Here is a 25,570-nt window from a genome sequence, read left to right as displayed (position 1 = left end):
TACAAAAAAAGGACTCTAAATTAGAGTCCTTTTTTGATTCAATTTCTAAAGATTAGATCTTAGAAACGGAATTTAGCATTTACGCCAACAGTTTGAGTGTCGTTCGCAGCTTTTGAGTTTGCATTTACGTAGCTTGCACCTACTGCAATAGCAGGAGTGATAAAGTAATTTACGTTTGCGCCCCAAGCTGAATCAGGAGTAGCGTCAAAGCTAGATTCTGCATAAGAAGCACCAACGCTTAATTGTGGGTTCAAATACAAATCAGTTTTAAGTTGGTAAGCAGTAGCATCACCATAAACAATACCTGATTCAAACGCTAAAGACATGTTAGTACCGTCGATACCGCCAACGTATTTAGCACGTGCAGTGATCGCGTCTTGGTCTTCACCGATAGTTGCAGCTTCAGCAACCGCTTTAGCAGCACCGTTACCCATTACATTGAAAGCATCTAGAGCAACTTGGTCAGCAACGCTTGTATAGCCTACAGCAACCAAGAAGTTTTGAGTTGGAAGAGCACCCACTTCTAGAGAATAACGGTCGCCTTTGTCATCTGAGTTACCAACTTTACCATCAAGGATAGTGTGGCTATAAGAAACGCTAGCATAAGCTGGAACGTATGGAGTTGGAACATAAGCTTCTGCTTTAGCACCAAAATTATGAACATCAACGCCTGCATCTAATTGGCTAAAGTTATAAGCTAAAGATACATTAGAAGCTTGGTTTAAGAATGCTGCTTCAGCTAAAGGACCTTTAGAAGAGTCAACATTTTTAAGGTAGTAAGTACCTTGTACGCCACCAGTGAAGTCTTTGTCATTTACAGTTGTATCGATATACTCTGATTGACCTTGTACTTCGAATTGGTATGCTTGAGCGCCGGTCATGGCTAATAATAAAGCAGTGGCTAAACCGAGTTTTTTCATAATCTTTTCCAATAGTTGAAATTGGTGAAACACATGGCATTGTATTGTAACAAGATATTAAGTCAATGATGTTTGCGGCCATTCGTTACAAATCAATTACATGAAAAGTAAATTGTTTAAAAACTACTCATTTGTTAAAATTTAAGTCAACCGTATAAAAAGTGTAATCAGAACAATAAAATAAATTAATATAAAACTTTTAATTCATTTGAAAAGTATGACAAAATACTACACTTATTAATTGCTTTTATGATTGATTTTGCACTTATTAATCGTCATTTTCGATGATTTATTTTTATGTAATTTCAAATTAATGTCATGAGTGGTTAAATTTATAAAATAATAATTTGTGAATTAATCTTCACTTTTTATATATATTGTTAATTAAACCTCAATTATCTAGAAAAGCGATAAAATTTTAGCGTTTTATTTATTTAATTTGTTTTACAAAAATTTATATATTTCACATAATTAAGAAATAGAGTTTATTTATATGATGAATTTTGAAGTTTATATGCCCAGCTTTCCCCAAGGTTGGGCTTTTTTTTTGCTTTAAAACTTACAAGCTTTATAAAGTACTCAACTTTTTCCAGAGAATGATTCGATAATTTATTAAAATGCACTATTAAGGTGCTTTATTGATATATAGAATGAAATATTGGCATGATTTTTGCCAAAAAAAATCCCAATTTTCAAAGAAAACTGGGATTTTTCGCCAAAATCTGGGGCAAATCAATAAAATCTGCTGAGGAATGTTAATAATATGCCCTAAGTGAGTGCATTATGCACCAATATATTGCACCTGTAAATATTTTCTTACAATCATATTTTAAATAATCATACAGAAATTGCTGGTGGAGTTAAGTAGATTATAAATATATAAGGGTGATGGTTTTTTGATTGTTGGTTAAGTTTATGAAAGTTAAAATATATTTCGGTGTTTGTTTGTTGGGCTTTGCACTTTCAGGTTGCATGCACGATGTGCAAACTCAGCATAGAGTCGAAGATCGGGTGAATGAAATTCCATTGTTATTTGAACAAGCGAAAGCTCAAGCGGTATTCATCACCTATGACGGTAATCAAATAAATCGTTACGGCAATGATTTAACTCGGGCAAATACGCAGTATATTCCTGCCTCAACATTCAAAATGCTTTAATCGGTTTGCAACATCACAAAGCAACAGCCACTGAAGTTTTTAAATGGCATGGGGAGAAAAGGCTTTTTCCTTCATGGGAAAAAGATATGACTTTGGGAGAGGCGATGCAGGCATCGGCTGTACCTGTTTATCAGGAACTTGCGCGCCGTATTGGTCTTGAACTTATGCAAAAAGAAGTGAAACGTATTGGTTTTGGAAATGCCAATATTGGAAAACAAGTTGATAATTTTTGGTTGGTTGGCCCATTAAAAATTACGCCTGAGCAAGAAGCAAAATTTGCCTATCAACTGGCAATGAAGACTTTGCCTTTTGATCTTTCTGTGCAACAACAAGTGAAAGATATGCTCTATGTGGAGAGTCGTGGTGGTGCAAAATTGTATGCAAAAAGTGGTTGGGGAATGGATGTTGAACCTCAAGTCGGTTGGTATACCGGTTGGGTGGAACAGCCGAATGGTAAAGTCACAGCTTTTGCTTTAAATATGCAGATGAATAAAGATGATAATCCTGCTCAACGTAAACAATTGTCTTTAGATGTTTTGGATAAATTAGGCTTATTTTTCTATTTGCGTTAGATCATTTACAAAATCATAGACAAAAAAATGCCCAGTTTATTGGGGATAACTGGGCATAGAAAACGTTAAATTCTTAAATAGTGATAATGTTCATCCCTATTGGTTTCTTATTTTAGGTTCATTCTACTTTTATGTAAAATGTTAATTTTGAATATTACAGATCTGAAATAGCGATTTAGCATTGAGGTTTTATTTAAGTAAATGAATGTAGATTTGTTTTTTATAAAATCTTGATTATTTTACTTGGTTTTAAATGTTGGTTTTTTAAACGAATGGTTAATTCTTTGGACTAAACGTTGGTTTGACCCTTTAAATGAATGTATTGATGGTGCAAAAAGAACTTCTCATTATCGTCAATTAAGTCAAATTTTATTTTGAATATTAAGCTTTTAGATTGTGGTTAAATATCGCTATATATACAGTATTCAAACTTAGGTAAAAATAGGTATTGTGTGGTATTCATAAAATTATTTGAGTCATAGATCATTTTTAATGGCTAATTTATAATGAGATTGATGTTAAATAAATCGAATAGTTGTATTTTCAAAGTAGACCAATAACAACAGATATGGTGAAAACAAATGGGACAGCAATTGCGCTCAGAACAAATTAGTACTCGCTTATTGCTTTTAATGTCGATCATTATCTTATCTGTGCTGTTAATTGCAATTCCTCAAATTATTAGTAGTTACCAACAATATCGAATTTCACATCAAGCTGTTTTAGACATCCAGACATTGAGAGTATTTGCGGAAACATCAAACAAAATATCTCGTGAAAGAGCACCTACAAATAAAGCAATGTCGAGTACAACCCTTGAAGCTCAAAAAAATATCAATGAACTGAATAAATATCGTAGCGAAGTCGATCAGCAAATCGATATAACCGTCAAAACATTAAATCGAGCAGGCTTTACCGAGTTAGCAAAGCGCGTTGATCAGCAATTGAAATATGATTTAGGCAATGCCCGTAAACATGTTGATGCGTATTTAGCATTGCCTAAAGAAAAACGGACTGTTCAGCAGATGGACCAAGCCATTTTAGGAATGTTTGGTGCATGGGACAGTTGCAGAACACTCTTACAACAGTTGGTCATGGATTCAAAAAAGCGCAATAAGGAAGTGACGGACTATGCGTCTATGGTGCTGATACTTGCAGATTTGCGTGATCAAGCAGGTCGTGTTGCATCAAATATTATGGCGCCATTAAGTTTTTCAGCCTCATTTCCAGAAAAGAATAAACTTCGATCTTTGCAAACACAGGAACAAGTAAAATATTTATGGCAGTTGCTGGATACGATCCAACCTGAATCATTAAAAACACAAGATTATTTAAATTTACATCAACAGGTCAAAGATCGCTTTATTGATCAAGGTTTATCTATAGTCGTGAAGCTTTTGCAAGAGAGTGATCTTCATCAGCCTTATAGCATCACTGCAAATCAGCTTACTGATGCGATGGTAGGAAAATTTACAACTGTTGTGGATCTACAAACCTATTTACTTGAAATGCAAAGCCTCGATGCTCAAGAAAAAGCAAGCGCATCTCATCAACAATTTTTGCTGACACTTTTCACATCGTTAATTTCTTTAGCTGTTGCGATGTTTACAATGCTTTATACACGTAAAAAATTGTTTGAACCTTTGATTCAAGCCCAGCAAATGATTGTGGAATTATCAAAGTCTCATCAGCGTGAATATGTCGGAGGCGTTGATTTAACGTATAAAGAGGCGCAAACGCTGAATGATGCGATTTATATTTTAAAAGAGATGTTGCAACAGCGAGATGTATTTGAATTTAAATTGAAAAATATGGCGAACACAGACAGTTTAACGGGGGTGTCGAATCGTGTCGCTTTGGATGCTTTTTTAAATGAGTATGCGACCGAGCCTCAGTTATTCCAGCAGCTGAGTTTGATTGTGGTGGATATTGATCATTTTAAGTCAGTGAATGATTAATATGGGCATATTCTGGGGGATCATGTGATCGCTCAAATTGCATCTTGTTTACAAGCCAATATTGCGCGTTCTGAGTTGATTGTGCGTTTTGGTGGTGATGAGTTTTTAATTGTTTTGAAAAATTTGAAGCAAGATTGGTTGATTCAAATTGCGGAAAGTATTTTGGCAGATATTTCGCAGTTACGTTTTGATTTACCTGGAACAGATGAACAGCTGAAAGTGTCTGTGAGTATTGGGATTGCATCTGGGGCAGAGAATTGGGAAGCGTTATTTAGTCAAGCGGATGAGTCTTTGTTTAAAGCGAAAGCGCAAGGGCGGAATAAAGTGGTGGTGTGAGTTTGAGCCAAAGCCCAATATAATAAATGTTGAAAAAGTTATTAATTAGAGAGTGATTTTAAGACCTTGAAAGAGGTCTTTTTTATTTAAAATACATTAATATAGAGTTGAGTTATAAAATTAGGCGAGTCAGTAATGATGTTAAATGAGAAGCAAGAAAGGTTAAAAGAATTACTTGAAAATAATATAAAAAATGAAAAAGTTGGCACAGCGATAGCAATTACAGGTTCGTGGGGCATTGGTAAAACTTATTTTTGGAATGATTTTCTGAAAAAAGTGGTTGCAGATGAGCAAAAAAGAAGACATTTACCTTTAAATGTAAGGCTTAAACACAAAAATATTTTTGATAAAAAATATGCTTATGTTTCTTTATTTGGTATAGAAAGTTTAGCGGACTTAAAAACAGCAATTGCTTTAAAAATGAGTAGTAATGGTGTTAATGACGAAACAACTAAAAAGTTAGAAATACCACCTTTCATAAAACGAGCTATTTCAGGCTTGAGAGATGTAAGAGTCATAAATCGTGATTATGGAATTAGCGCTTCGGCTAAAATTTTAGAATCACTTTTATATTTTCAAGTTAAAGATGCAATTATCTGTTTTGATGATTTTGAACGGATGTCAAATAAACTTGATATTAAAGATGTTATGGGTTTGGCAAATCAGCTTAAACTTGAAAAGAATTGTCAGATTATTTTGATTTTAGATGAGACAAAAATTTCACATGAGAAAAAGGGCGATGGTGAGAAAAAAGTAGAAGGTGAAAGTAAAAAGGATAAATATTCTGAATATAAAGAAAAATTGATTAATGAAACCATAAAGATTACATCCGTTGAGCCTTTGATCCGTGAAAATGTAAATGATATAGATAAACAATTAGTGGATTTGATGGTGAAATTTGCTAATGAATTGGACATACATAATTTTAGATTTTTTCAAAAAGTAATAAAACTGTATAAACAATTTCTAGAATCATTAGACAAAAATGTTGCTTATTCAACTAAAGAAATTATTTTAGTTCGAGTTTTAGTAGGATGTTTTTTAGAATTATTTGGCCAAAGTCAAAAAATTGATTGGATAGATATAAAAAATGGTGAAGAAAAATTAGATGAAGAAAAAATTAAGATTTATAGGAAATTAAAAAAAATTTCTTATAACATTGTTAGAATTGATCCATTGTTTCTAGAATTTGAGAAAATATTTCAACAGGTAGGATCTTTTGACTCAGTGATACTTACAGACATTGCTAAAAAAGAGTGGTTGAATAAAAGTAATTTAGATAAAAATGCAAAATTTGAGTCTTTAACTGAAAAATATTATGAAGAGAATTTTACTAAGGATGATTTAGATAATTTAATGGAGTTAATAAGAAATAATGTAAATTTATTTTCAGGTTATCAACTCAAAAAAACTATTGAATTTTTGTGTGATGAAAATAAAGAAGAAATTTTCTCATTGATTAAACCATATATAAAAAGACTTTATTTGGAAGGTGGAAAAACAAAAGCTCAATTAAAAGAGGAGTATGGCGGACACTTTGAAACTTTTATAGATATTTTAGACGAGTGTAAGGTGGATACAATTATTGATGAAAAATCTATTGTTTTATATAAAGTTATTAATAGTGGTTTCGATTCAACAGGATCGGATCCGAAAATTTTAGAAAGCTTTTCTAAAGATGATTGGAATGAGTTTTTAGGCCAGTCTAGAGCTGAAATTTTTCCTAAAAAGTATAGATTTGATAATCTTAATCGTGTTTTAAAATCAGTTAGATTTTTATATAAAAGTAACTTTATTCCTGAACAGACTCTAAAAAGCATAGAAGGTGACTTTGTAACTATTTTAAATGATTTGATGGAAAAAGTTGATGAAAATGAGCCTCAAGAGCTGAGATTACGTTTCGAATATTGGAAGAAAAAATTAGAATTAGGCAAAGCTTAATCAAATAGAGACTAGGAAATATAGCATTTCCTAGTCTCTTTAAAATTATAGCATCGGCTTCAAGAATTTCGCTGTATGCGAAACTTTAGATTTCGCAACTTCTTCAGGTGTCCCCTCAGCAATAATCTGGCCACCACCAGCACCACCTTCAGGACCGAGATCAATTACCCAATCGGCAGTTTTAATCACATCCAGATTATGCTCAATCACCACAATGGTATTGCCCTTATTGCGCAGTTCATGAAGAATATCTAAAAGTTTCGCAATATCATGGAAGTGCAAACCTGTGGTTGGTTCATCAAGCACATACAAAGTCTTGCCTGTATCACGCTTCGCCAGTTCACGTGCTAGTTTGACACGTTGCGCTTCACCGCCTGAAAGTGTAGTCGCAGACTGACCTAAACGGATATAACCCAGACCGACCTGATTTAAAGTTTCCAGACGACGATGAATCACAGGAATCGCATCAAAGAAATGCATGGCATCTTCAACGGTCATGCCTAAAACATCTGAAATATTTTTACCTTTATAGCCAACTTCCAAAGTTTCACGGTTATAACGATCGCCATGACAGGCATCGCATGGCACATACATATCAGGTAAGAAATGCATAGCCACTTTGATCATACCGTCACCCTCACAGGCTTCACAGCGACCACCTTTCACGTTAAACGAAAAACGACCCGCTGCATAACCACGTGCTTTGGCTTCAGGGGTTTGCGCAAATAATTCACGAATCGGTGTAAATAAACCTGTATAGGTTGCAGGATTAGAACGTGGCGTACGACCAATCGGGCTTTGGTCAATATCCACAACTTTATCGAGGAACTGTAAGCCGTCAATTGAGTCAAATTTTTCAGCTGTTAAAGTCGTTGCACCATTCAACTGAGTCGCTGCAAGCGGCAACAAAGTACGGTTAATTAAGGTTGATTTACCTGAACCCGAAACACCTGTTACACAGGTCATAATGCCAAGCGGAATGGTCAAATCGACATTCTGTAGGTTATGACCACATGCGCCCATTAGCTTGATTTTTTCATCAGGCTTAGGCGGTTGAGTACGCTGTTTTGGCACTTCGATTTTCAATTTTCCTGACAGATATTGACCTGTTAAAGACTCTTTATTTGCCAAGATTTCATCATACGTTCCTTCGGCAATGACATGACCGCCATGCACACCTGCACCAGGACCGATATCAATAATATGGTCAGCAGCACGAATCGCATCTTCATCATGCTCAACGACTAAAACAGTATTTCCGAGGTCACGTAAACGAACCAAAGTTTCAAGCAAGCGATCATTATCACGTTGATGTAAACCAATCGACGGTTCATCGAGGACGTACATCACGCCCATCAAGCCTGCACCGATCTGTGAGGCTAAACGAATACGTTGAGCTTCACCACCAGACAGGGTTTCCGCAGAACGTGAAAGGCTTAAATAATTCAGACCGACAGAAACAAGGAAGTGCAAACGTTCACGGATTTCTTTAAAAATTTTATCGGCAATTTCGCCTTTGGCACCCTCAAGATTTAAATCCTGATAATAATGTTCTGCATCGCCAATCGACATCTTCGTGATTTGGGCAATGGTTTTGTCTTTGACACGGACATGACGTGAAATTTCATTCAGACGTGAACCACCGCAGGCATCACAGGCAGCATTGGATAAATACTGCGCCAAATCATCACGGACATAGTTACTTTCAGTTTCACGATAGCGACGTTCCAGATGTGGCAAAATCCCTTCAAAGGCTTGTACACGGCTGTGTTTACGACCACGCTCATCGACATAACTCAGATCAACTTTTTCTTTGCCTGTACCGTATAAAAATTTCTTTTTGGTGTCGGCATCCAGTTCATTCCACGGTGTATCCAAAGAAAAGCCAAAATGATCGGCAACCTTTTGAATCATCGAATAATAATATGGGCGTTGTCTGTCCCAACCACGAATTGCGCCTTGACTAATCGAAACATCAGGACTTGGAATTAATTTTTCAGCACTGAAATGGCTACGTGTTCCTAAACCATCACAAACAGGGCAAGCACCGAATGGATTGTTGAATGAGAATAGGCGGGGTTCAAGTTCAGCAACCGCACGATCGCATTCAGGACACGAGTGTTTTGCTGAGAATACACGGTCAGGCTGTTCGGCATTCATCCATGATAAAACCGCAATATCGCCACCTAAACGTAAGGCAGTTTCAAAACTTTCCGCAATACGGTTACCGAGATCATCACGGACTTTAAAACGATCGACTACAACTTCGATGGTGTGTTTTTTCTTTTTATCCAACTCAGGTGGTGTGTCAATGTCAATCACTTCACCATCGACACGGGCACGGACGAAACCTTGACTTTGTAATTGATCAAACAGATTGCTGTATTCACCTTTACGCTCACGCACCACAGGCGCAAGTAACATCAGGGCTGTACCTTCTTCCAGACCTTTGACAGCATCAACCATTTCCGAAACCGTTTGTGCGACCATCGGTAAATCATGTTCAGGACAATAAGGCGTACCCACTCGTGCATAGAGCAGACGTAAATAGTCATAAATTTCAGTAATGGTTCCCACCGTTGAACGTGGGTTATGACTTGTTGATTTTTGCTCAATCGCAATCGCAGGGCTTAAACCTTCAATCGAATCGACTTCTGGCTTTTCCATTTGTGAAAGGAATTGACGTGCGTATGCGGAAAGGGATTCTACATAACGGCGCTGACCTTCGGCATATAAGGTATCAAATGCTAGAGATGACTTTCCAGAGCCTGAAAGTCCCGTGATCACCACAAACTTGTCGCGTGGAATATCGAGAGACACATTTTTCAAATTATGGGTACGTGCGCCTCGAATACGGATATGACTTTGGCTCATAAAGACTTTCTCGGAATTGTGCAAATTAAGGTTGTATATGATAGCGATTTAATTTTGTTCAAGCTGTAAAAAATAGTTTTTAAGCGACAAATTATGTCATTTCACTGACCATTTAAAGCAAGCGAAATTGCTTAAGATTTTACATAAAATGATTTAATTCATATATTTATAATTATATTCAGTCAATATTCAAGGTCTAATTCTTATATATCAATGTCTTGCTTATAATTTATTGAAAATAAAATACTTTATAAATCAGGGTTGCCATGCTGAAACAGATATTCGCATTCGCTTTAGGGTTAACGTTGAGCGTACATGTGTTTGCACTCAAAACTAAAATTGTGACTTTTGAACAATTTTTAAAGCTAGATCAAGAACATGCTGCGGAAATGAAATTTACCGATGTTTCTCCAAGTACGCAGGCATGGACGGCAATTTATGTGGTCGGGAAGCAGACGATTCCAAATCGTACAGCGCAGATGAATTTGGTGATCTTACCAGAGGGCTTGATCAATAAAGCCAGCCCAACTGAAAAAATAAATCAAACGATTTTGGTTGCGGATGATTTGCCATTACGCAAAAAGTTTTCACTGAAAGAATTTGATGATATTGCTGATGAAATCGAAGAGCAGACAGGTAAAGAAATTGAAGATCCGTTTGTAAAAGATGCAGATGTCATCCGTACTTATGCACAAGTTATGGACTGGGCTCCTGAGTATGGTGTAGAAAATTTTAAACTAAGTATCGCTGTTCCTGAACAACAAGGCTTTGAGCCACTTGCGATCTATATGATTGTGGGAGAGGGTGATAAGCCGAAACAAGTCATGGATTTGATGCTACAAAATAACAATATGAGTGCTGAGGAAAGACAGCAACAGTTCCGCAATGCATCTAACAGTCCAGATTCGATGATGGCAAAAATGGAAGCTAGATTTTTAATTTTTCTTGTAATTGCTGTCGTAATGATTTTCATTCTTTGGGGAAAATTTCGCCGTGATTAGTATGGATTGAGTGTAAGAAGACTGACGATTCGACATTTTTAAAACAGTCAAATACTTAAAAATAGGGATTTTGAATTTTGTATAAATCGAAGAGAGTAGGGGGGAATTTGGTAGCTATAAATTTCTCCATTTATCTTAAAAATCTGATTGTTAGACAAGTAGCATACGCAAATTTGGATGCTTAATATATAATATTTGTGACTTAAGTCGCATTTATGGTGGGTTGAAATGAATATGCAGAAAGTGATTGCAATAATTTGTTTTATATTTTCTGGCAATGTTTTTGCAGAGAATGCTTCGCCTGTCCTTTTTGAGCAAGTCTTAAATGTGAAACCAAATCAGTTTTATGAAGTCAATTTGGAGAATGTACACGCGAGTGATCAGATCTGGACAGCAGTTTATTTGATTGGACGTCAAAATTACCCAGGATTAACTTCTAAAGTTGACTTTATTATTGATAATCAAGGTTTATTGGATAAAACCAATGCCAGTGAACATTCGATCCATCAACAGTTGATTGCTGAAAATTTGAAGCAAACTTCACAATATTCTTTTCATCAATTCAAAAAATTAACTTCGATTATTGATGAAATGTCAGTGATGTTAATCGAAGATCCTGTACTAGAAAAAACAGATACAGTTCGTATTTATAGCCAAGTAAATGATTGGATTCCTGAATATAATAGTTATGAGCCAACCAAGGTTCAGTTCAAGATTGAAAATCCAGTCGATTTTGATATTGTTGCGGCGTATGTCTTGGTGGGTAAAGGTGCTAAGCCTACTCAGCTCAGTGAATTAAATTTCAAAAATGTAGCCTCATCCTATACAACTTCATTAGAGAACTCTGCAACTGCTACAGGGGAAGCGGTAAAAGCGCCAATGGCAGTGCCTTTGACGTCTGAATCTGAACGTTCAGCATATCACTTGAGTAGAATAGAAGTTAAATTGGTTATTTTTGTTTTGGGTGCTGTTGTGATGGGAATTTTTGCTTTCATCAATCGTCGTAAATTCAAACGTGCTTATTAAGCAAAATATAGCAACTTATCATTCAAACTTTTTAGCTTTTATACCTTAAATTCACTACACTCAGCCCATTGGTTTTATTGCTGAGTAAGTATAAATGCTGTCTTTGTTTTTGAAATGTGTCATCGGCGCAGCAGTGGTTTTGTTGATTTCGATTCTTTCTAAAAGTAAGGCATTTTATATTGCAGGTTTAGTCCCGTTATTTCCAACTTTTGCCTTGATTGCCCATGTGATTGTGTCGCAAGAGAAGGGTGGAGACGCATTAAAGCAAACAGCATTGTTTGGCTTATGGTCACTGATTCCCTATTTTATTTATTTACTTGTGGTCTATTTACTCGCAACAAAATTGTCGATGTGGTCTTGTCTTGGCGTTGCAACACTATGTTGGATCGTGGCTGCAGCAGGTTTGATTTATGGTTGGCAGATGTTTCACAATTAATGGTCAATATTGCAATGAGCAATTTCTAAATATTCTAAAAATACAGATATAGAAAATAATGAAATGAAAGAACTGTTAATTGATATGTTGCCACTACTGATGCTGTTGTGCTTTTTAAGCAACATGATCATTTTTTGTTTTGTGGATTATCATCTGTATAAATATTTGCGTGAGAAAAACGTAGTTTTAGGTTATTGGGACTATAGGGCGTATGTATGGGGACAACAAGGTCAAAAAAAATATAAAATTATTTGGGATAAAACGGTTAATCATCATCTACATTTGCGCAAAGCCAAAGTATTTATTTTGCTGTATTGGGGGTTGATGAGTGCAGTAGTGTTATTGTTATTTTTAATTCTATGGATGAGCAGGTAAAAGATGAGTTTTCACCTGCTATTTTAAAAAATTATACAATAAATTTCTTGGGGGCTTCTAAGTTTTTAATCGCATTATAAATTTGATTGGCATTGTTACAAACAATCAATTTTGCACGATGCTGAGGCGGTAAAAAACCTTCTTCCACTGCATGATCGAGTTGTGCAATTAAGTGATCATAGAAACCATTTACATTGTAAAGCATCATCGGTTTTTGATGCTGATTCAATTGTCCCCATGTCGCGATTTCTAAGATTTCCTCAAAAGTTCCAAATCCACCAGGTAAGGCGACAAATGCACTGGCACGCTCTGCCATCATGGCTTTGCGCTCATGCATACTTTGTACAATGTGTAGTTCAGTCAATTGTTTATGTGCGATTTCATAGTCCAGCATAAATTCTGGAATTACCCCGACCACTTCACCGCCGTGTTCCGTCACTGTGTCAGCAACTTGACCCATTAAGCCAATGCTTGCACCACCATAGACGATGCCAAAACCATGTTCTGCGATACCTTTCGCCAAATCTATTGCTGTGTCTTTATAAATCGGTTTATTGCCAAAGCGGGAGCCACAATATAGTGCGATGAGGCATTGCGTTGCTTTACGAGTGGGTTGATCTAATTCAAGCATTTCATTTTTCATTACAGGGAGTACGCTATTCATCATTTATTTTTTCACCTTAACTTATCATGTTCTTATGTGTTTCTACTACTCTAAGTCAAAAATATGACAAAAACATGTTGAATCGTGATTGATTTGGCAATGATATGTATCACGATGAATCTATTGCTATTTCATATAAAGTTCATATAAAACATGATAAATGAGATGAAATTTTTAGCAAAATTACCTATACTTGAAGCTTGTTTCTCAATAAATGAATCATCATGGGTAGTGGTTGTTGTCGCTCCGAAAATGCACAATCTTTAGACAAAAAAATATTTCAAAATAAACTAAAGTTATCTAATCAAATTCGAAATTTACAGTTCACATATGCTGAAACTCGCAATTGCACATCTTCAATGGAGCAAGATCAATGATTCTTGAATGGATGTCTGATCCTTCTGCATGGGTCGGTCTTGCAACACTGGTTGTACTGGAAATTGTTTTAGGTATAGATAACCTTGTTTTTATTGCAATTCTTGCAGAAAAACTTCCACCTGAACAACGTGATAAAGCACGTATCATCGGGCTATTACTCGCCCTATGTATGCGGATGGTGTTACTTGCCTCAATTGCGTGGGTCATCACACTCACTGAACCTCTGTTCCATATTATGGATCATCCATTTTCAGGACGAGATCTGATCCTGTTGTTTGGTGGTGTATTCCTATTGTTTAAAGGGACAATGGAATTGCACGAACGCCTTGAAGGTGCGCAAGCCGTCAAAGAAGAAAATCCTGTCCATGCTGCGTTTTGGATGGTGATCGTCCAAATTGTAGTCTTAGATGCCGTATTCTCTTTGGATAGTGTGATCACTGCTGTGGGAATGGTGAAACACCTTTCAGTCATGATGATTGCGGTTGTGATTGCCGTCGGAATCATGCTGTGGGCATCCAAAGCCTTGATGGATTTTGTTAATAAACATCCGACTGTGGTGATTCTGTGTCTTGGTTTCTTGATGATGATCGGTTTCTCGCTCATCGTGGAAGGTTTTGGTTATCACATTCCAAAAGGCTATTTATATGCAGCAATTGGTTTCTCGGTGCTGATCGAGTTTATGAACCAAACCATGCGTAAGAACCAAGAAAAAATGGTGACTACTACAGACTTACGCTTTCGTACTGCCTCGGCTGTTTTGAAAATGCTCGGTGGTAAGTCTGCAGATAATCAAAGTGGTAAAGTGGATGATGTGATCGCAACGCAAGCGCTTGCAGATGAAATGTTTGACGATGAAAATGGCGCATATCACAGTGTCATGGTGCAAGGTGTTCTTGGTTTATCTGAACGCCCTGTAAAATCTGTGATGACCCCACGCCCTGAATTGGAATGGCTAGACTTAGATGAAGATGAAGCAACCATTAAAGAAAATTTAATGGAGATGTCACATTCACGTTTAATTCTGGCGCGTGGTGAATTGGACAATATTGAAGGGATTGTTTTAACCCATAAAGTGTTGAATGATTATATTGAAACAGGTGTCTTAGATTTTAAAAAGCATTTACGTGAGCCAGTGATCGTCCATGAAAATGCACAGGTGTTGATGGTGATGGAACAGCTGCGCCAAGCACCGTTGCAAATGGCAATTGTCCTGAATGAATATGGTTCGATTGAAGGGATTGCAACACCGATTGATGTGCTTGAAGCGATTGCAGGGGAGTTCCCTGATGAAGATGAACTCGAAGCTGCTGCTGAAAGTCTTGAAGATGGTTCATTGATGCTTGAAGGCTCAACGGATATTCGTCATGTTTCATTGCTTTTAGGTCGTGATTTAGTCAATGATTCTGAAGAGTATTCAACACTTTCAGGTTACTTGTTATTCCATTTAGGTCGCTTACCTGAAAATGGCTCTAAACTTCAAGCAGATGGTTATGAGTTTGAAGTGGTGACAATGGATGGTCATAAGATTGAGAAGGTGCATATTAAGGCATTGGAACAGTCGGAAGATGATGATTAAACTGCATTAGAAATAGTAAAAAAGCTGGTCGAAAGACTGGCTTTTTTATTGAAAATAATAAAATGAACCGTAATTATTTTTTGATGATAATCAGCTATTCATACATTAAAAGTGTAGATATATCCTAAAAATATACTTCTTGCGTAACATCAGTTAATAATCAATCAATTGCATAATTAATCGTCACAACCACACGGGCGATTTTATTAATAGTCGCTTTGTCATACGCACCGCCATAGTCACTGTCATCATCCGAACCACTTTCAGGTAAGATATAAAAAGCCCCTTGGCTTGCTGAACGCATTGTACCGACTTTAACACCACCAACTTTGGCAAACTCATTGGCACGGCTATGCGCATTTTGAGTTGCATTGGCGATGAGAGACATTTTAATTTCCTCTAAATTAGAGACCAAATATTCAGGTTTTTGTTCAATCGAAAGACCTTTTTCATCGAGCAAATACGCATTTTTTGCTGCTTTTTCAATTTTTTGAATATCACGACTACTGATTACAATAGATTGCATCGCGATATAACCACGAAACTCACGCCGAGTCTTACCTTCCTCATCTTGTACTTCTTCATAATAGGCTTGAGAGCTTTTATTACCTTGTTGTAAGTCAGTGGCTTTAAAGCCTTGCTCTACAAAAAAAGCCTGTAGTGTTTTAAGATTTTGATCAAGCAATTGATAAGCTTCAGGAATACTATTTGAAGCCGTAGGTGTTTGAACATTAATTTCCCAACGTGCCGAATCCGCTTTGATTGGTTTTTCGGAAAGACCTTTTACACTGATCGAGTTTTGTGAACGATTGGATTGCTTTAAGGCATAACCGATCACAGCAGCAGAGATCACAAAGCCTAGACTGAGAATGAATGCAAATATCCATAAGCTTTTAGATGTAATGGTTTTATTTTCCATTTTTTGATATTTCTAAAATTATTATTGATTCAAGTTATATTGAAAATTTCAAAGTGTGTCAATGTACATTTACTGATCTATTTATATTGATGCACAACGATTTGTAAGAACGGGTCATAAAAATGTTAAAACAAATAAGAAGTAAAAAAATTTACTTAGCTATATTGCTTTTGATCGGGGTGGTTGTTCTAACAGCAACGTTGTTTCATCCTATCGAACAAAATGATGTAGATGTTGAATTTCAATTTATGGATGAAGCATTTAATGAAAAGGAGCTTCAAGTATTGATAAGCCCGTATAGAAAAAATATATGTGGTTATGAAGACGCTGAGAATTTTGATGAAATACATCAGTTTATTGTGCTGTTCAATGATGGAAAAATGCAAGATTATCAAGGTAAAGGGATCAGTAAAGCGCATGATTATTTTATCTATGCCAAATATAAGAATCAGTACGCTAGAATCAAATATCAAAATACGATGCGCTTAGGGCAAAATAAAACTAGAATAAAATTAATTTTTGATCAAAATTCTATGAATGGCAAAGTTTTTAGCGATAAATCGACAGTGAGTAAAAACCACTATGATTTACCATTCTTAAATTATCTCGATCAACTATGAGTGATGGTTTTTGTTAAACTACATTCAAATTTATTTGAGTAATTTCATGTCTAATCTCGCTTGCCCATGTGGTTCTGAACTTTATAGCGAATGTTGCCAAGCTCTACATTTAGGTCAGAAAAAGGCTGAAACAGCAGCACAATTGATGCGTTCACGTTATAGTGCATTTGCCAAACAAGAGATTGATTATATTGTCAAAACGACAGCGCTTGGACAGCAACACGCTTTGGATGTCAAAGCCATTGCAGATTGGAGTAAAGCCAATCAATGGTTAAAGCTTGAAGTCGTACAAGCCCAAGAAAAACTCGATAAAAACCATGCCCAAGTTGAATTTAAAGCACATTATTCAGCCTTGGATGGAGCAGATCAATCTCTACAAATTCACCATGAAGTTTCGCATTTTGTAAAATTTGAAAATACGTGGTATTTCCTAGATCCAACCACAGATCAGCAGGTCACGATGAAACAACCGTGTATTTGTGGTTTAGGTAAAAAATTTAAGCAATGTTGCGCACAATATCTGTAACTTTTCATGCAATTTGACTTAGAATACGCGCATCGATAACCCTCAGCGGAAGAAGGGCAATGTTGTTATTAGTCATCTATATTATTGCAATTACGGCTGAAGCCATGACAGGAGCTTTGTCAGCGGGTCGGCGTAGTATGGACTGGTTTGGTGTGGTTTTGATTGCCTGTGTGACAGCACTTGGCGGTGGCTCAGTGCGGGATGTATTGCTTGGGCATTATCCACTGACTTGGGTCAAGCATCCTGAATATTTGGTACTCACCTGTGCGGCTGCATTTGTCACCATCCTGATTGCTAAATGGATGAAGCATTTACACTCTATCTTCCTGTTGCTTGATGCTTTGGGCTTGATTGGATTTACCATCATTGGTTGTCAGATCGCATTAGATATGGGACATGGCTTTGTTGTTTCAGCGGTTGCAGGTGTATTGACAGGGGTTTCAGGCGGTATTCTGCGTGATATTCTGTGTAATGATGTGCCTTTGGTATTCCGCCGTGAACTCTATGCCTCAATTTCATTTGTTGCGGTGATCTTCTATTGGTTCTGCATGGATGTCGGATTGTCTTTAGAAGTGACGGTGATTTCGACTTTGGTTTTTGGTTTTTCACTGCGCTGTATTGCGATTTATTTTGGTTTGGAAATGCCGAAATTTATCTATAAAGATGATGATGAACAATCTGCATCATCAAAAGATGAATCTTGATTTAGCCGAATAAAAAGTTTAGCTTTTAAATGATAGATATCTGGTTCTGATTTAGATCAAAGTCAGAACCTTTATAATAATGAATACAATTATAAATCCTGTTGTGAAGGCAGCATCTCCCTTTCACCTGATACAGCATATTCATAGAGCACGATTATGGATTTAGTTTCACGCGTACAACGCCTACCGATTGGAAAATTTCACTATACCTTGCTATGGGTAATCGGACTCGGTTGGATGTTCGATGCCATGGATACAGGTCTGATTTCCTTTATCCTCACCAAAATGGCAGAAGAATGGCAAATGACGCCATCTGAAAAAGGCTGGGTAGTATCTATAGGCTTTGTCGGTATGGCAATCGGGGCGGTATTTTCAGGTGGTCTAGCGGATAAAATTGGTCGTCGAACCGTCTTTGCGATTACTTTAGTCACTTATAGTATTGCGACGGCTTTATGTGCCTTTGCTCCAAACTTAACATGGCTATTGGTGTTTCATTTTATTGTTGGGCTAGGTTTAGGTGGTCAGTTGCCTGTTGCTGTGACTTTGGTCAGTGAATATATCCCTGCGCAAGTACGTGGGCGTTTTATTGTATTGCTTGAAAGCTTTTGGGGCTTAGGTTGGCTGGTTGCTGCGTTAATTTCCTATTTTGTAATTCCTGATTATGGTTGGCATATTGCATTTTTGATTGGGGGCTTGCCTGCGATCTATGTATTTATGATTTTGAAAAAAGTCCCTGAATCAGTTCCTTATTTGATCAATCGTGGACGTATTGAAGAAGCGCATGCATTGGTACAAAAGCTTGAACGTCAATGTGGCGTAGAAGTGATTGAAACCATTGAAGTCAAACCTGTGGCGGAAAAACAAAACATTTCATTTTCACAACTGTGGTCAAATCCTTTTGCCAAACGTACTTTGATGCTGTGGTTGATTTGGTTTGGAATCGTCTTTTCTTATTATGGTATTTTCACGTGGCTACCAAGTTTATTGGTTAAACAAGGTTATAGCATCGTGCAGTCCTTTGAATATGTGCTCGGCATGATCTTGGCACAGCTTCCAGGCTATGTCGCAGCTGCTTGGTTAGTGGAGAAGTTAGGACGTAAAGCGACTTTGGCAGGCTTTATCGGCATGTGTGCGGTATCAGCTTATTTCTTCGGGCAAGCCACCTCAGTCAGTATGATCATGTTGTGGGGTTGTTTGATGTCGTTCTTTAACTTGGGTGCTTGGGGTGTGTTATATACTTACACACCTGAACAATATCCAACCAATATTCGTGCCTTTGGTTCGGGTTGGGCATCGGCGATTGGGCGTATGGGCGGGATTGTTGCACCATTGGTGGTGACCCACATGATGGTCGCAAGTAATGGTTTTAGTTCAGTCTTTATGATGTTTACCGCAGTACTTGTCGCTGTTGCTTTAGTCATTTTAATTCTAGGCGAAGAGACGAAAGGGAAGACTTTGGAAGAGATGGGATTGTAGCTAAAAAGGAGGGAAATTGTTATTTAGAATTTCCTTATTTTTACAGGTTCTCGTCAACGACTTTATGGCAGATAGTTACAAATTAGAAAAGTTCTATTTGCTTACTTGTTGTTAGGTTAATAGATTAATTCGTAATTATGAGTTTTATCTAGATTAGAATAAGTTGAAGGGTGGAAAGTAAAAACATTATACAATGCTAAAATAATTAGTTAGTAGAATCAAAACTCTTTAATCTATCTATAGAAGAAAAATTATTGCATCTATTTTGATATTTTATAACAAAATATAATGAAAGGAAAAAGCTATGGCAACTCCTTATATTACTTTAGGTTCATCTACAACAGGTGGGGGAAAAGTTATTTCTGGTCAATCATCTTTTTTGATTGAGGGTAAACCCATTGCTTGTGTTGGAGACAAAGCAACTTGTCCAAAACATTAGTGTGTCTCTACGATTGTTTCTGGTGATAATCATATGATTGTGATGGGTAAGCCAGCGGCACAGCATAATTCTCCTTTGTCTTGTGGTTGTAAATGTATTGGCGATCAATATTTAACTGTGGGCGATAATGGTAGCTCTAACTTACTTTCTATAGTCTCTAATCTTCAGCCTGTCATTTCTCAACAAAATTTAACTAATAGTCTGGTAGATGATACTGATAAAAAGAAGGATCCTTGTGCGCCGGAGTGTGTTGTAGAAACTGTTAGTTTTAATTCAACACCTGGTCCATATATCATTTCAATGGAAATGTGGAAAAAAATTCTGGAATATGAAAAATTTGAACCAAAGCCTTATCAACCAGGCGATGACCTTAGCGGTGTAACATTGGCTATAGGTTATGATCTTGGTCAACAATCAGCAACGCAAATTAAAGCTGATCTAGGACCATTTTATACTGAAGCTCAGATTGAAAGATTACTAAAAGCCCAAGGAAAGAAAGGAGCAGCAGCAAGGGCTTTAGTTCCTCAATTATTAGATATAACAATCACAAAGGAAAAAGGACTGCATTTAGCTACAGTACTTAAAACAAGATATGCAAATCAAACACTCTCTATTTATCCAAGTGCATTAAAACTCCACCCTCACTGCCAAGGTGTCCTACTTTCTCTTGTATTCAATCGTGGACCAGGATTAACAGAGCCAAAAAATGGTGGAATAACACGAAAACACATGCGTCAGATTAAAGAAGCTTTAGAAGCTACCACTCCTGAAAAAATCCCTGATATTTTTAGAGATATGTCGAAGCTTTGGAATAAAACAGGACCCAATGGAAACAGTGGTGTAGGGAAACGACGCAGAGACGAAGCTGATATATTTGAAAAGGGGTTGAAGTGTGACTGTTATAAATAGTAAAGCTTATTTATTCATTTTAATCATGTTGTTTGGTAGCACATTGACATTTGCTGATGCCGACTATCAAGTTAAATGTGTCCCAAATAGTACAATGCATAATGACATTTTAGGTTGCTATATTGACGAATATAAGACTGCAGACAAAAAGCTCAATACAGCTTATAAACAAAAGATGGCTGGCTTAAAAAAAAACCGAAAGGAAGAGCTTCAGCGATTACAGCGCAACTGGATTAAAGAGAAAGAAAGTAAATGCGTAGTGGATGAAGCTAATTACGGACGTGAAAGCCACTTTGATGCTATGCAATGTGAAATTGATATGACTAATGATCGTATTAAATTTTTAAAAAAATATAAGTAAACCTAATTTAGCTCGATCAGGGAGGAGTCTCCTCCCTTTGTTGAGAGTTTGGTGAGTCTGTAAATTCTTACATTTTAAAAAATAGTGCTACAGTCTTTGATAAATTTCTAATTATTGGATTTCATTTTGTATTTTCATCCAATTAAAATTATCAGTTGCTCATTTCCTTAAAAATGGATAATTTTACGACATTAGAAACTTCTAAAGACGCAAATTGTCGTTGAAGCACATACTTACACTTGTATAGGCTGATCCTGCGACTTAGCATAAGAACTTAGATTTAGAAATATTTAAAACGCATTTACTTAGGATTAAAGGTTGTTATGACAAGCCTTGCGCATCAAGCAACAGAGAATCGTTCTGTAGCAGAATTTACCGAACAAGCTTATCTCAACTATGCCATGTACGTGATCACGGATCGTGCATTGCCCCATATCAGTGATGGTCTAAAACCCGTACAACGCCGTATCGTCTATGCAATGAGTGAGTTGGGTCTAAAACCAAGTGGCAAACCGAAAAAATCTGCACGTACTGTCGGTGATGTATTGGGTAAGTATCATCCGCATGGTGACTTAGCCTGTTATGAAGCAATGGTGTTGATGGCGCAACCTTTCAGTTATCGCTACCCATTTATTGAGGGGCAAGGTAACTGGGGTTCACCTGACGATCCTAAGTCATTTGCGGCAATGCGTTATACCGAAGCAAAATTATCAGCATATAGTGATTTACTACTTTCAGAACTAGGTCAAGGTACCTGCGACTGGCAAGATAACTTTGATGGTACGATGAAAGAACCTGTGAGCTTACCTGCGCGTGTACCTAATATTTTGCTCAATGGTACAACAGGTATCGCTGTCGGGATGGCAACGGATATTCCACCACACAATTTACGTGAAGTAGTCAAAGGTACGATTGCTTTAATCCGTAAACCTGATCTGAGTGATGAGAAGGTTGCAGAATACATTCCAGGACCAGATCTACCAACCAAAGCTGAAATTATTACTTCAAAAGAAGAACTATTAAAAATTCAAATTTCGGGTCGTGGAAGCTATCGTACTCGTGCAGTTTATACGATTGAAAAAAATGAAATCGTGATCACGGAACTACCGTATCAAGTTTCAGGTTCAAAAGTCATTTCGCAAATTGCAGATCAGATGCAAGCGAAGAAATTACCTTTGGTCAGCGACTTACGTGATGAATCAGATCATCAAAACCCGACTCGTTTAGTCATTGTACTGCGTTCAAATCGTATCGATGCCGATGCTGTGATGAGTCATTTATTTGCAACGACTGATTTAGAGTCTAGCTATCGTGTCAATATGAACATGATTGGTGCGGATGGTCGTCCACAAGTGAAATCAATTCGCAGAATATTATTAGAATGGATTGAGATTCGTAAACATACTGTCACACGTCGCCTGCAATATCATTTAAATAAAATTGAAAAACGTCTGCACATTCTTGGTGGTTTAGTCATTGCCTATCTGAACATTGATGAAGTGATTCGCATCATCCGTGAAGAAGATCAGCCTAAACCTGTGTTGATGTCGCGTTTTAATATTGATGAAATTCAAGCAGAAGCCATTTTAGAACTGAAGTTACGTCATTTGGCAAAACTTGAAGAAATGGAAATGCGCCGTGAACAAGAAGAACTGGAAGCGAGAGCAGCGGTGATTCGTGAACAATTGGCAAATCCTGAATCTTTAAAGTCTTTAATTATTGAAGAGCTTAAAGATGATGCGAAAAAATTTGGTGATGATCGTAAATCCCCAATTGTTTTACGTGAAGAAGCGCATGCAATCAGTGAGCAAGATCTCGTTCCTGCCGAATCGGTCACTGTGGTTTTATCTGAAGCAGGTTGGATTCGCTCTGCCAAAGGTCATGATATTGATGCCGAGAATTTAAATTTCCGTGCAGGTGATCAGTACCTCAGTTCAGCACAAGGTAAATCCAATCAGAAAGTCTACATCTTGGATGAAACTGGGCGAAGTTATGCCTTGGCGATTAATAGCTTACCTTCAGCACGTGGCTTAGGTGAACCGTTGAGTTCAAAACTTGCTCCTGCCAATGGTGTGAGTTTTATACAAGTCCTTGTGGAAGATGAGGAAAAAGAAATCATTGCTGTGAGTACCAAAGGTTATGGTTTTAAATCTCAAGCAAAACAACTAGATACCAATGCGAAGGCAGGTAAAACATTCTTGACTGTCGCGGATGATGCTAAAGCGATGCCAATTGAAGTGATTGAAAATCATACGCATTTGGCTATACTCAGTTCAGGGGGCCGGTTACTTTTAATTGATTTGTCAGAATTGCCAACACTCAATAAAGGGAAAGGTAATAAGTTGATACAACTTGAGGCTGATGAACAGATTCAGTTTATGCTAACTTTGAATTTAGATGAAATAATTCAAGTGCTTGCAGGGCAGCAACAATTAAAACTAAAAGGTGATGATTTACAGAAATATATCGGTAAGCGTGCATCGAAAGGTCAACTCTTACCACGTGGCTATCAAAAAGCAAATAAACTGTTGATTCAAAGATAAAACTAGCATCCATTGATCAAAATACGTTATATATGCAATGTATTCGGAATGATGGATGCAATATTGAACACAAACAAGCTAAAAAATTATGTTCGATATAGAGAAAAACAGTTTAAAACTAAGGATTACTGATTGGAGATTAAGGCATTATGGAAAAGATTTGGTTCGCTGAATACCAAAAGACTGGGATTCCAGAGACAGTAGAATTGCCACAGGAAAATACCTCTCTTATTGATATTTTTGAGCGTAATTTCCAAAAATTTGGTTCACGAGATGCCTTTATCTTCATGGATAAAGTGATGTCATTCAGTGAGCTTGAACTTGCAAGCCGTAAATTTGCAACATATTTGCAAAGTTTAGGTTTGGCTAAAGGTTCACGTGTTGCTGTGATGATGCCGAACGTTCTTCAATACCCTGTGGTTGCTTTGGCAGTGTTCCGTGCTGGTTTGGTATTGGTGAATGTCAATCCACTATATACCGCACGTGAATTAGAACATCAGCTCAATGACTCAGGTGCAGAAGCATTAGTGATTGTTGAAAACTTTGCGACTGTTTACCAAGCAATTTTAGGTAAAACACCTGTGAAGCATGTCGTTGTTGCTTCAGTTGGGGATATGCTCGGTACGTTAAAAGGGACACTGGTTAACTTTGTGTTGCGTAAAGTACGCAAACAAATTCCAGATTGGAATATTCCAGGTCACGTCAAATTTAATACTGCTTTAGCGAAAGTAAGCCCAAGTAATTATAAACGCCCAAGTATGACGTTGAGTGATACTGCTGTATTGCAATATACCGGTGGTACTACAGGTGTATCGAAAGGCGCTGAACTGACGCACCGTAATTTAGTGGCGAACTTGTTGCAATGTGATGGTATTTTCCAAAGTAAATTTGGTGCGGGAGATGGTGCGAAAGATGACCGTATCTTCTGTGCTTTACCGCTATATCATATTTTTGCATTCATGGTTTGTGCTATGTACGGCATGTACAAAGGTCAAGCGAATATCTTGATTCCGAACCCACGTGATTTACCTGCCGTGATTAAGGAATTACGCAAGTATCAACCAGGTTTCTTCCCTGCGGTAAATACGTTATTCAATGCTTTAGTACATAACGAAGAATTCCGTCAGCTAGATTTCAGTAAATTGAAAATGGCAATGGGTGGTGGTATGGCTGTATTGCCATCAACTGCGGAAGAGTGGAAAAAGGTTACAGGAACGATCATTATCGAAGGCTATGGTCTTTCTGAAACTTCACCAGTGGCAACAGCAAACCCACCTGCAACAACTGAGTTCAGTGGCACGATCGGTGTTCCACTTCCATTAACAGATGTGGCGATTTTGGATGATGACGGTAATCACTTGGCTCAAGGTGAGCAGGGTGAAATTTCGATCCGTGGTCCTCAAGTGATGAAAGGCTATTGGAACCGTCCTGATGAAACTGCCAAAGTGATGACTGCGGATGGTTATTTCCGTACCGGTGACATTGGTGTAATGGACACACGCGGTTATTTCAAAATCGTAGATCGTAAAAAAGACATGATTTTGGTGTCTGGTTTCAACGTTTATCCTTCTGAAATTGAAGAAGTGATTGCGAAACATCCTAAAGTGCTTGAAGTTGCTGCGATTGGTGTACCTGATGAGAAGTCGGGTGAGGTACCTAAGTTATTCGTGGTGAAAAAAGATCCATCTTTAACAACAGAAGAAGTGCTTGAGTACGCGAAAGAAAACTTAACAGGCTATAAACGTCCTCGTTATGTTGAGTTTATGGATGAATTACCGAAATCAAACGTGGGTAAAATCCTACGTAAAGATTTACGTAAGTAATTTATAAATAAAAATAAAGCACCCACAATGGGTGC

General features: G+C 37.2%; 17 protein-coding genes and 3 pseudogenes. 16 read left to right on the top strand and 4 right to left on the bottom strand.

The features are described 5' to 3' along the window. Positions 1-59 precede the first annotated feature (59 nt). Positions 60-920 carry a porin Omp33-36 gene (gene omp33-36 / locus EXE10_RS13050; protein ID WP_130113652.1) on the bottom strand — a complete coding sequence of 287 codons (861 nt, stop codon included), beginning with the start codon at positions 918-920 and terminating at the stop codon, positions 60-62. A gap of 972 nt (positions 921-1,892) precedes the next feature. Between omp33-36 and blaOXA the strand changes: the two are divergent. The 3 genes and pseudogenes from blaOXA (at position 1,893) to EXE10_RS13035 (ending at position 6,885) form a co-directional block, all read left to right on the top strand. Further along, a pseudogene (gene blaOXA / locus EXE10_RS13045) lies at positions 1,893-2,650 on the top strand (class D beta-lactamase). 581 nt (positions 2,651-3,231) lie between these two features. After that, positions 3,232-4,944: pseudogene (locus tag EXE10_RS13040) on the top strand (GGDEF domain-containing protein). A gap of 135 nt (positions 4,945-5,079) precedes the next feature. Beyond that, a complete protein-coding gene (locus tag EXE10_RS13035) occupies positions 5,080-6,885 on the top strand; it encodes a KAP family P-loop domain protein (protein WP_130113651.1) in 1,806 nt (601 codons plus the stop codon). 45 nt (positions 6,886-6,930) lie between these two features. Here EXE10_RS13035 and uvrA read toward each other — a convergent pair whose 3' ends face one another. Further along, entirely contained in the window at positions 6,931-9,759 is a 2,829-nt protein-coding gene (uvrA, locus tag EXE10_RS13030) for an excinuclease ABC subunit UvrA (RefSeq protein WP_130113650.1), read from the bottom strand. Between the two features lie 266 nt (positions 9,760-10,025). On the opposite strand from uvrA, the gene EXE10_RS13025 reads away from it, so the two are divergent. From EXE10_RS13025 to EXE10_RS13010, 4 genes are all read left to right on the top strand, one after another. Continuing rightward, positions 10,026-10,760 carry a hypothetical protein gene (locus tag EXE10_RS13025; RefSeq protein WP_130113649.1) on the top strand — a complete coding sequence of 245 codons (735 nt, stop codon included), beginning with the start codon at positions 10,026-10,028 and terminating at the stop codon, positions 10,758-10,760. Between the two features lie 228 nt (positions 10,761-10,988). Continuing rightward, positions 10,989-11,786, top strand: coding sequence for a hypothetical protein (locus EXE10_RS13020; RefSeq protein ID WP_068974979.1), 798 nt, complete (start codon positions 10,989-10,991; stop codon positions 11,784-11,786). A 94-nt stretch (positions 11,787-11,880) separates the two neighbouring features. After that, positions 11,881-12,222 (top strand): GlpM family protein, encoded by a 342-nt coding sequence (locus EXE10_RS13015; protein WP_068974980.1) that lies wholly within the window; start codon positions 11,881-11,883, stop codon positions 12,220-12,222. A 63-nt stretch (positions 12,223-12,285) separates the two neighbouring features. Further along, positions 12,286-12,597, top strand: coding sequence for a hypothetical protein (locus EXE10_RS13010; protein WP_130113648.1), 312 nt, complete (start codon positions 12,286-12,288; stop codon positions 12,595-12,597). Positions 12,598-12,628: 31 nt separating this feature from the next. Here EXE10_RS13010 and EXE10_RS13005 read toward each other — a convergent pair whose 3' ends face one another. Beyond that, complete coding sequence (locus EXE10_RS13005; protein ID WP_130113663.1) at positions 12,629-13,261, bottom strand: TIGR00730 family Rossman fold protein; 633 nt, start codon at positions 13,259-13,261, stop codon at positions 12,629-12,631. A gap of 373 nt (positions 13,262-13,634) precedes the next feature. On the opposite strand from EXE10_RS13005, the gene EXE10_RS13000 reads away from it, so the two are divergent. Next, complete coding sequence (locus EXE10_RS13000) at positions 13,635-15,215, top strand: TerC family protein (protein WP_130113647.1); 1,581 nt, start codon at positions 13,635-13,637, stop codon at positions 15,213-15,215. A 160-nt stretch (positions 15,216-15,375) separates the two neighbouring features. Here EXE10_RS13000 and EXE10_RS12995 read toward each other — a convergent pair whose 3' ends face one another. Next, the gene (locus EXE10_RS12995; RefSeq protein WP_130113646.1) at positions 15,376-16,134 is read right to left on the bottom strand and encodes an SIMPL domain-containing protein; all 759 of its coding nucleotides are present in this window, start codon (positions 16,132-16,134) and stop codon (positions 15,376-15,378) included. Positions 16,135-16,256: 122 nt separating this feature from the next. Here EXE10_RS12995 and EXE10_RS12990 point away from each other — a divergent pair, with 122 nt between their 5' ends. The 8 genes and pseudogenes from EXE10_RS12990 to EXE10_RS12950 all read left to right on the top strand — a co-directional run bounded on the left by EXE10_RS12990 (position 16,257) and on the right by EXE10_RS12950 (position 25,535). Next, on the top strand, positions 16,257-16,754 hold the full coding sequence (locus EXE10_RS12990; RefSeq protein WP_130113645.1) for a hypothetical protein: 498 nt from the start codon (positions 16,257-16,259) through the stop codon (positions 16,752-16,754). A 46-nt stretch (positions 16,755-16,800) separates the two neighbouring features. Next, a complete protein-coding gene (locus EXE10_RS12985; RefSeq protein ID WP_130113644.1) occupies positions 16,801-17,280 on the top strand; it encodes a YchJ family protein in 480 nt (159 codons plus the stop codon). Between the two features lie 59 nt (positions 17,281-17,339). Continuing rightward, positions 17,340-17,984, top strand: coding sequence for a trimeric intracellular cation channel family protein (locus EXE10_RS12980; RefSeq protein ID WP_068974986.1), 645 nt, complete (start codon positions 17,340-17,342; stop codon positions 17,982-17,984). A 156-nt stretch (positions 17,985-18,140) separates the two neighbouring features. Next, positions 18,141-19,460 carry an MFS transporter gene (locus tag EXE10_RS12975; RefSeq protein WP_130113643.1) on the top strand — a complete coding sequence of 440 codons (1,320 nt, stop codon included), beginning with the start codon at positions 18,141-18,143 and terminating at the stop codon, positions 19,458-19,460. 304 nt (positions 19,461-19,764) lie between these two features. After that, positions 19,765-20,019, top strand: a pseudogene (locus EXE10_RS12970) (PAAR domain-containing protein); the annotation flags it as partial. Positions 20,020-20,791: 772 nt separating this feature from the next. Beyond that, complete coding sequence (locus EXE10_RS12960; protein WP_227542630.1) at positions 20,792-21,169, top strand: lysozyme inhibitor LprI family protein; 378 nt, start codon at positions 20,792-20,794, stop codon at positions 21,167-21,169. 323 nt (positions 21,170-21,492) lie between these two features. Beyond that, on the top strand, positions 21,493-23,712 hold the full coding sequence (gene parC / locus EXE10_RS12955) for a DNA topoisomerase IV subunit A (RefSeq protein WP_130113642.1): 2,220 nt from the start codon (positions 21,493-21,495) through the stop codon (positions 23,710-23,712). A gap of 149 nt (positions 23,713-23,861) precedes the next feature. Next, positions 23,862-25,535: a long-chain-fatty-acid--CoA ligase gene (locus EXE10_RS12950; RefSeq protein WP_068974989.1), complete on the top strand. Its 1,674-nt coding sequence runs from the start codon at positions 23,862-23,864 to the stop codon at positions 25,533-25,535. The last annotated feature ends 35 nt before the right edge of the window (positions 25,536-25,570 follow it).

The sequence above is a fragment of the Acinetobacter sp. WCHAc060033 genome (genome assembly GCF_004209125.1).
Lineage (GTDB): Bacteria > Pseudomonadota > Gammaproteobacteria > Pseudomonadales > Moraxellaceae > Acinetobacter > Acinetobacter wuhouensis.
Note: the sequence above shows the minus strand (reverse complement) of the source record. Positions and strands in the feature narration are given on the sequence as shown.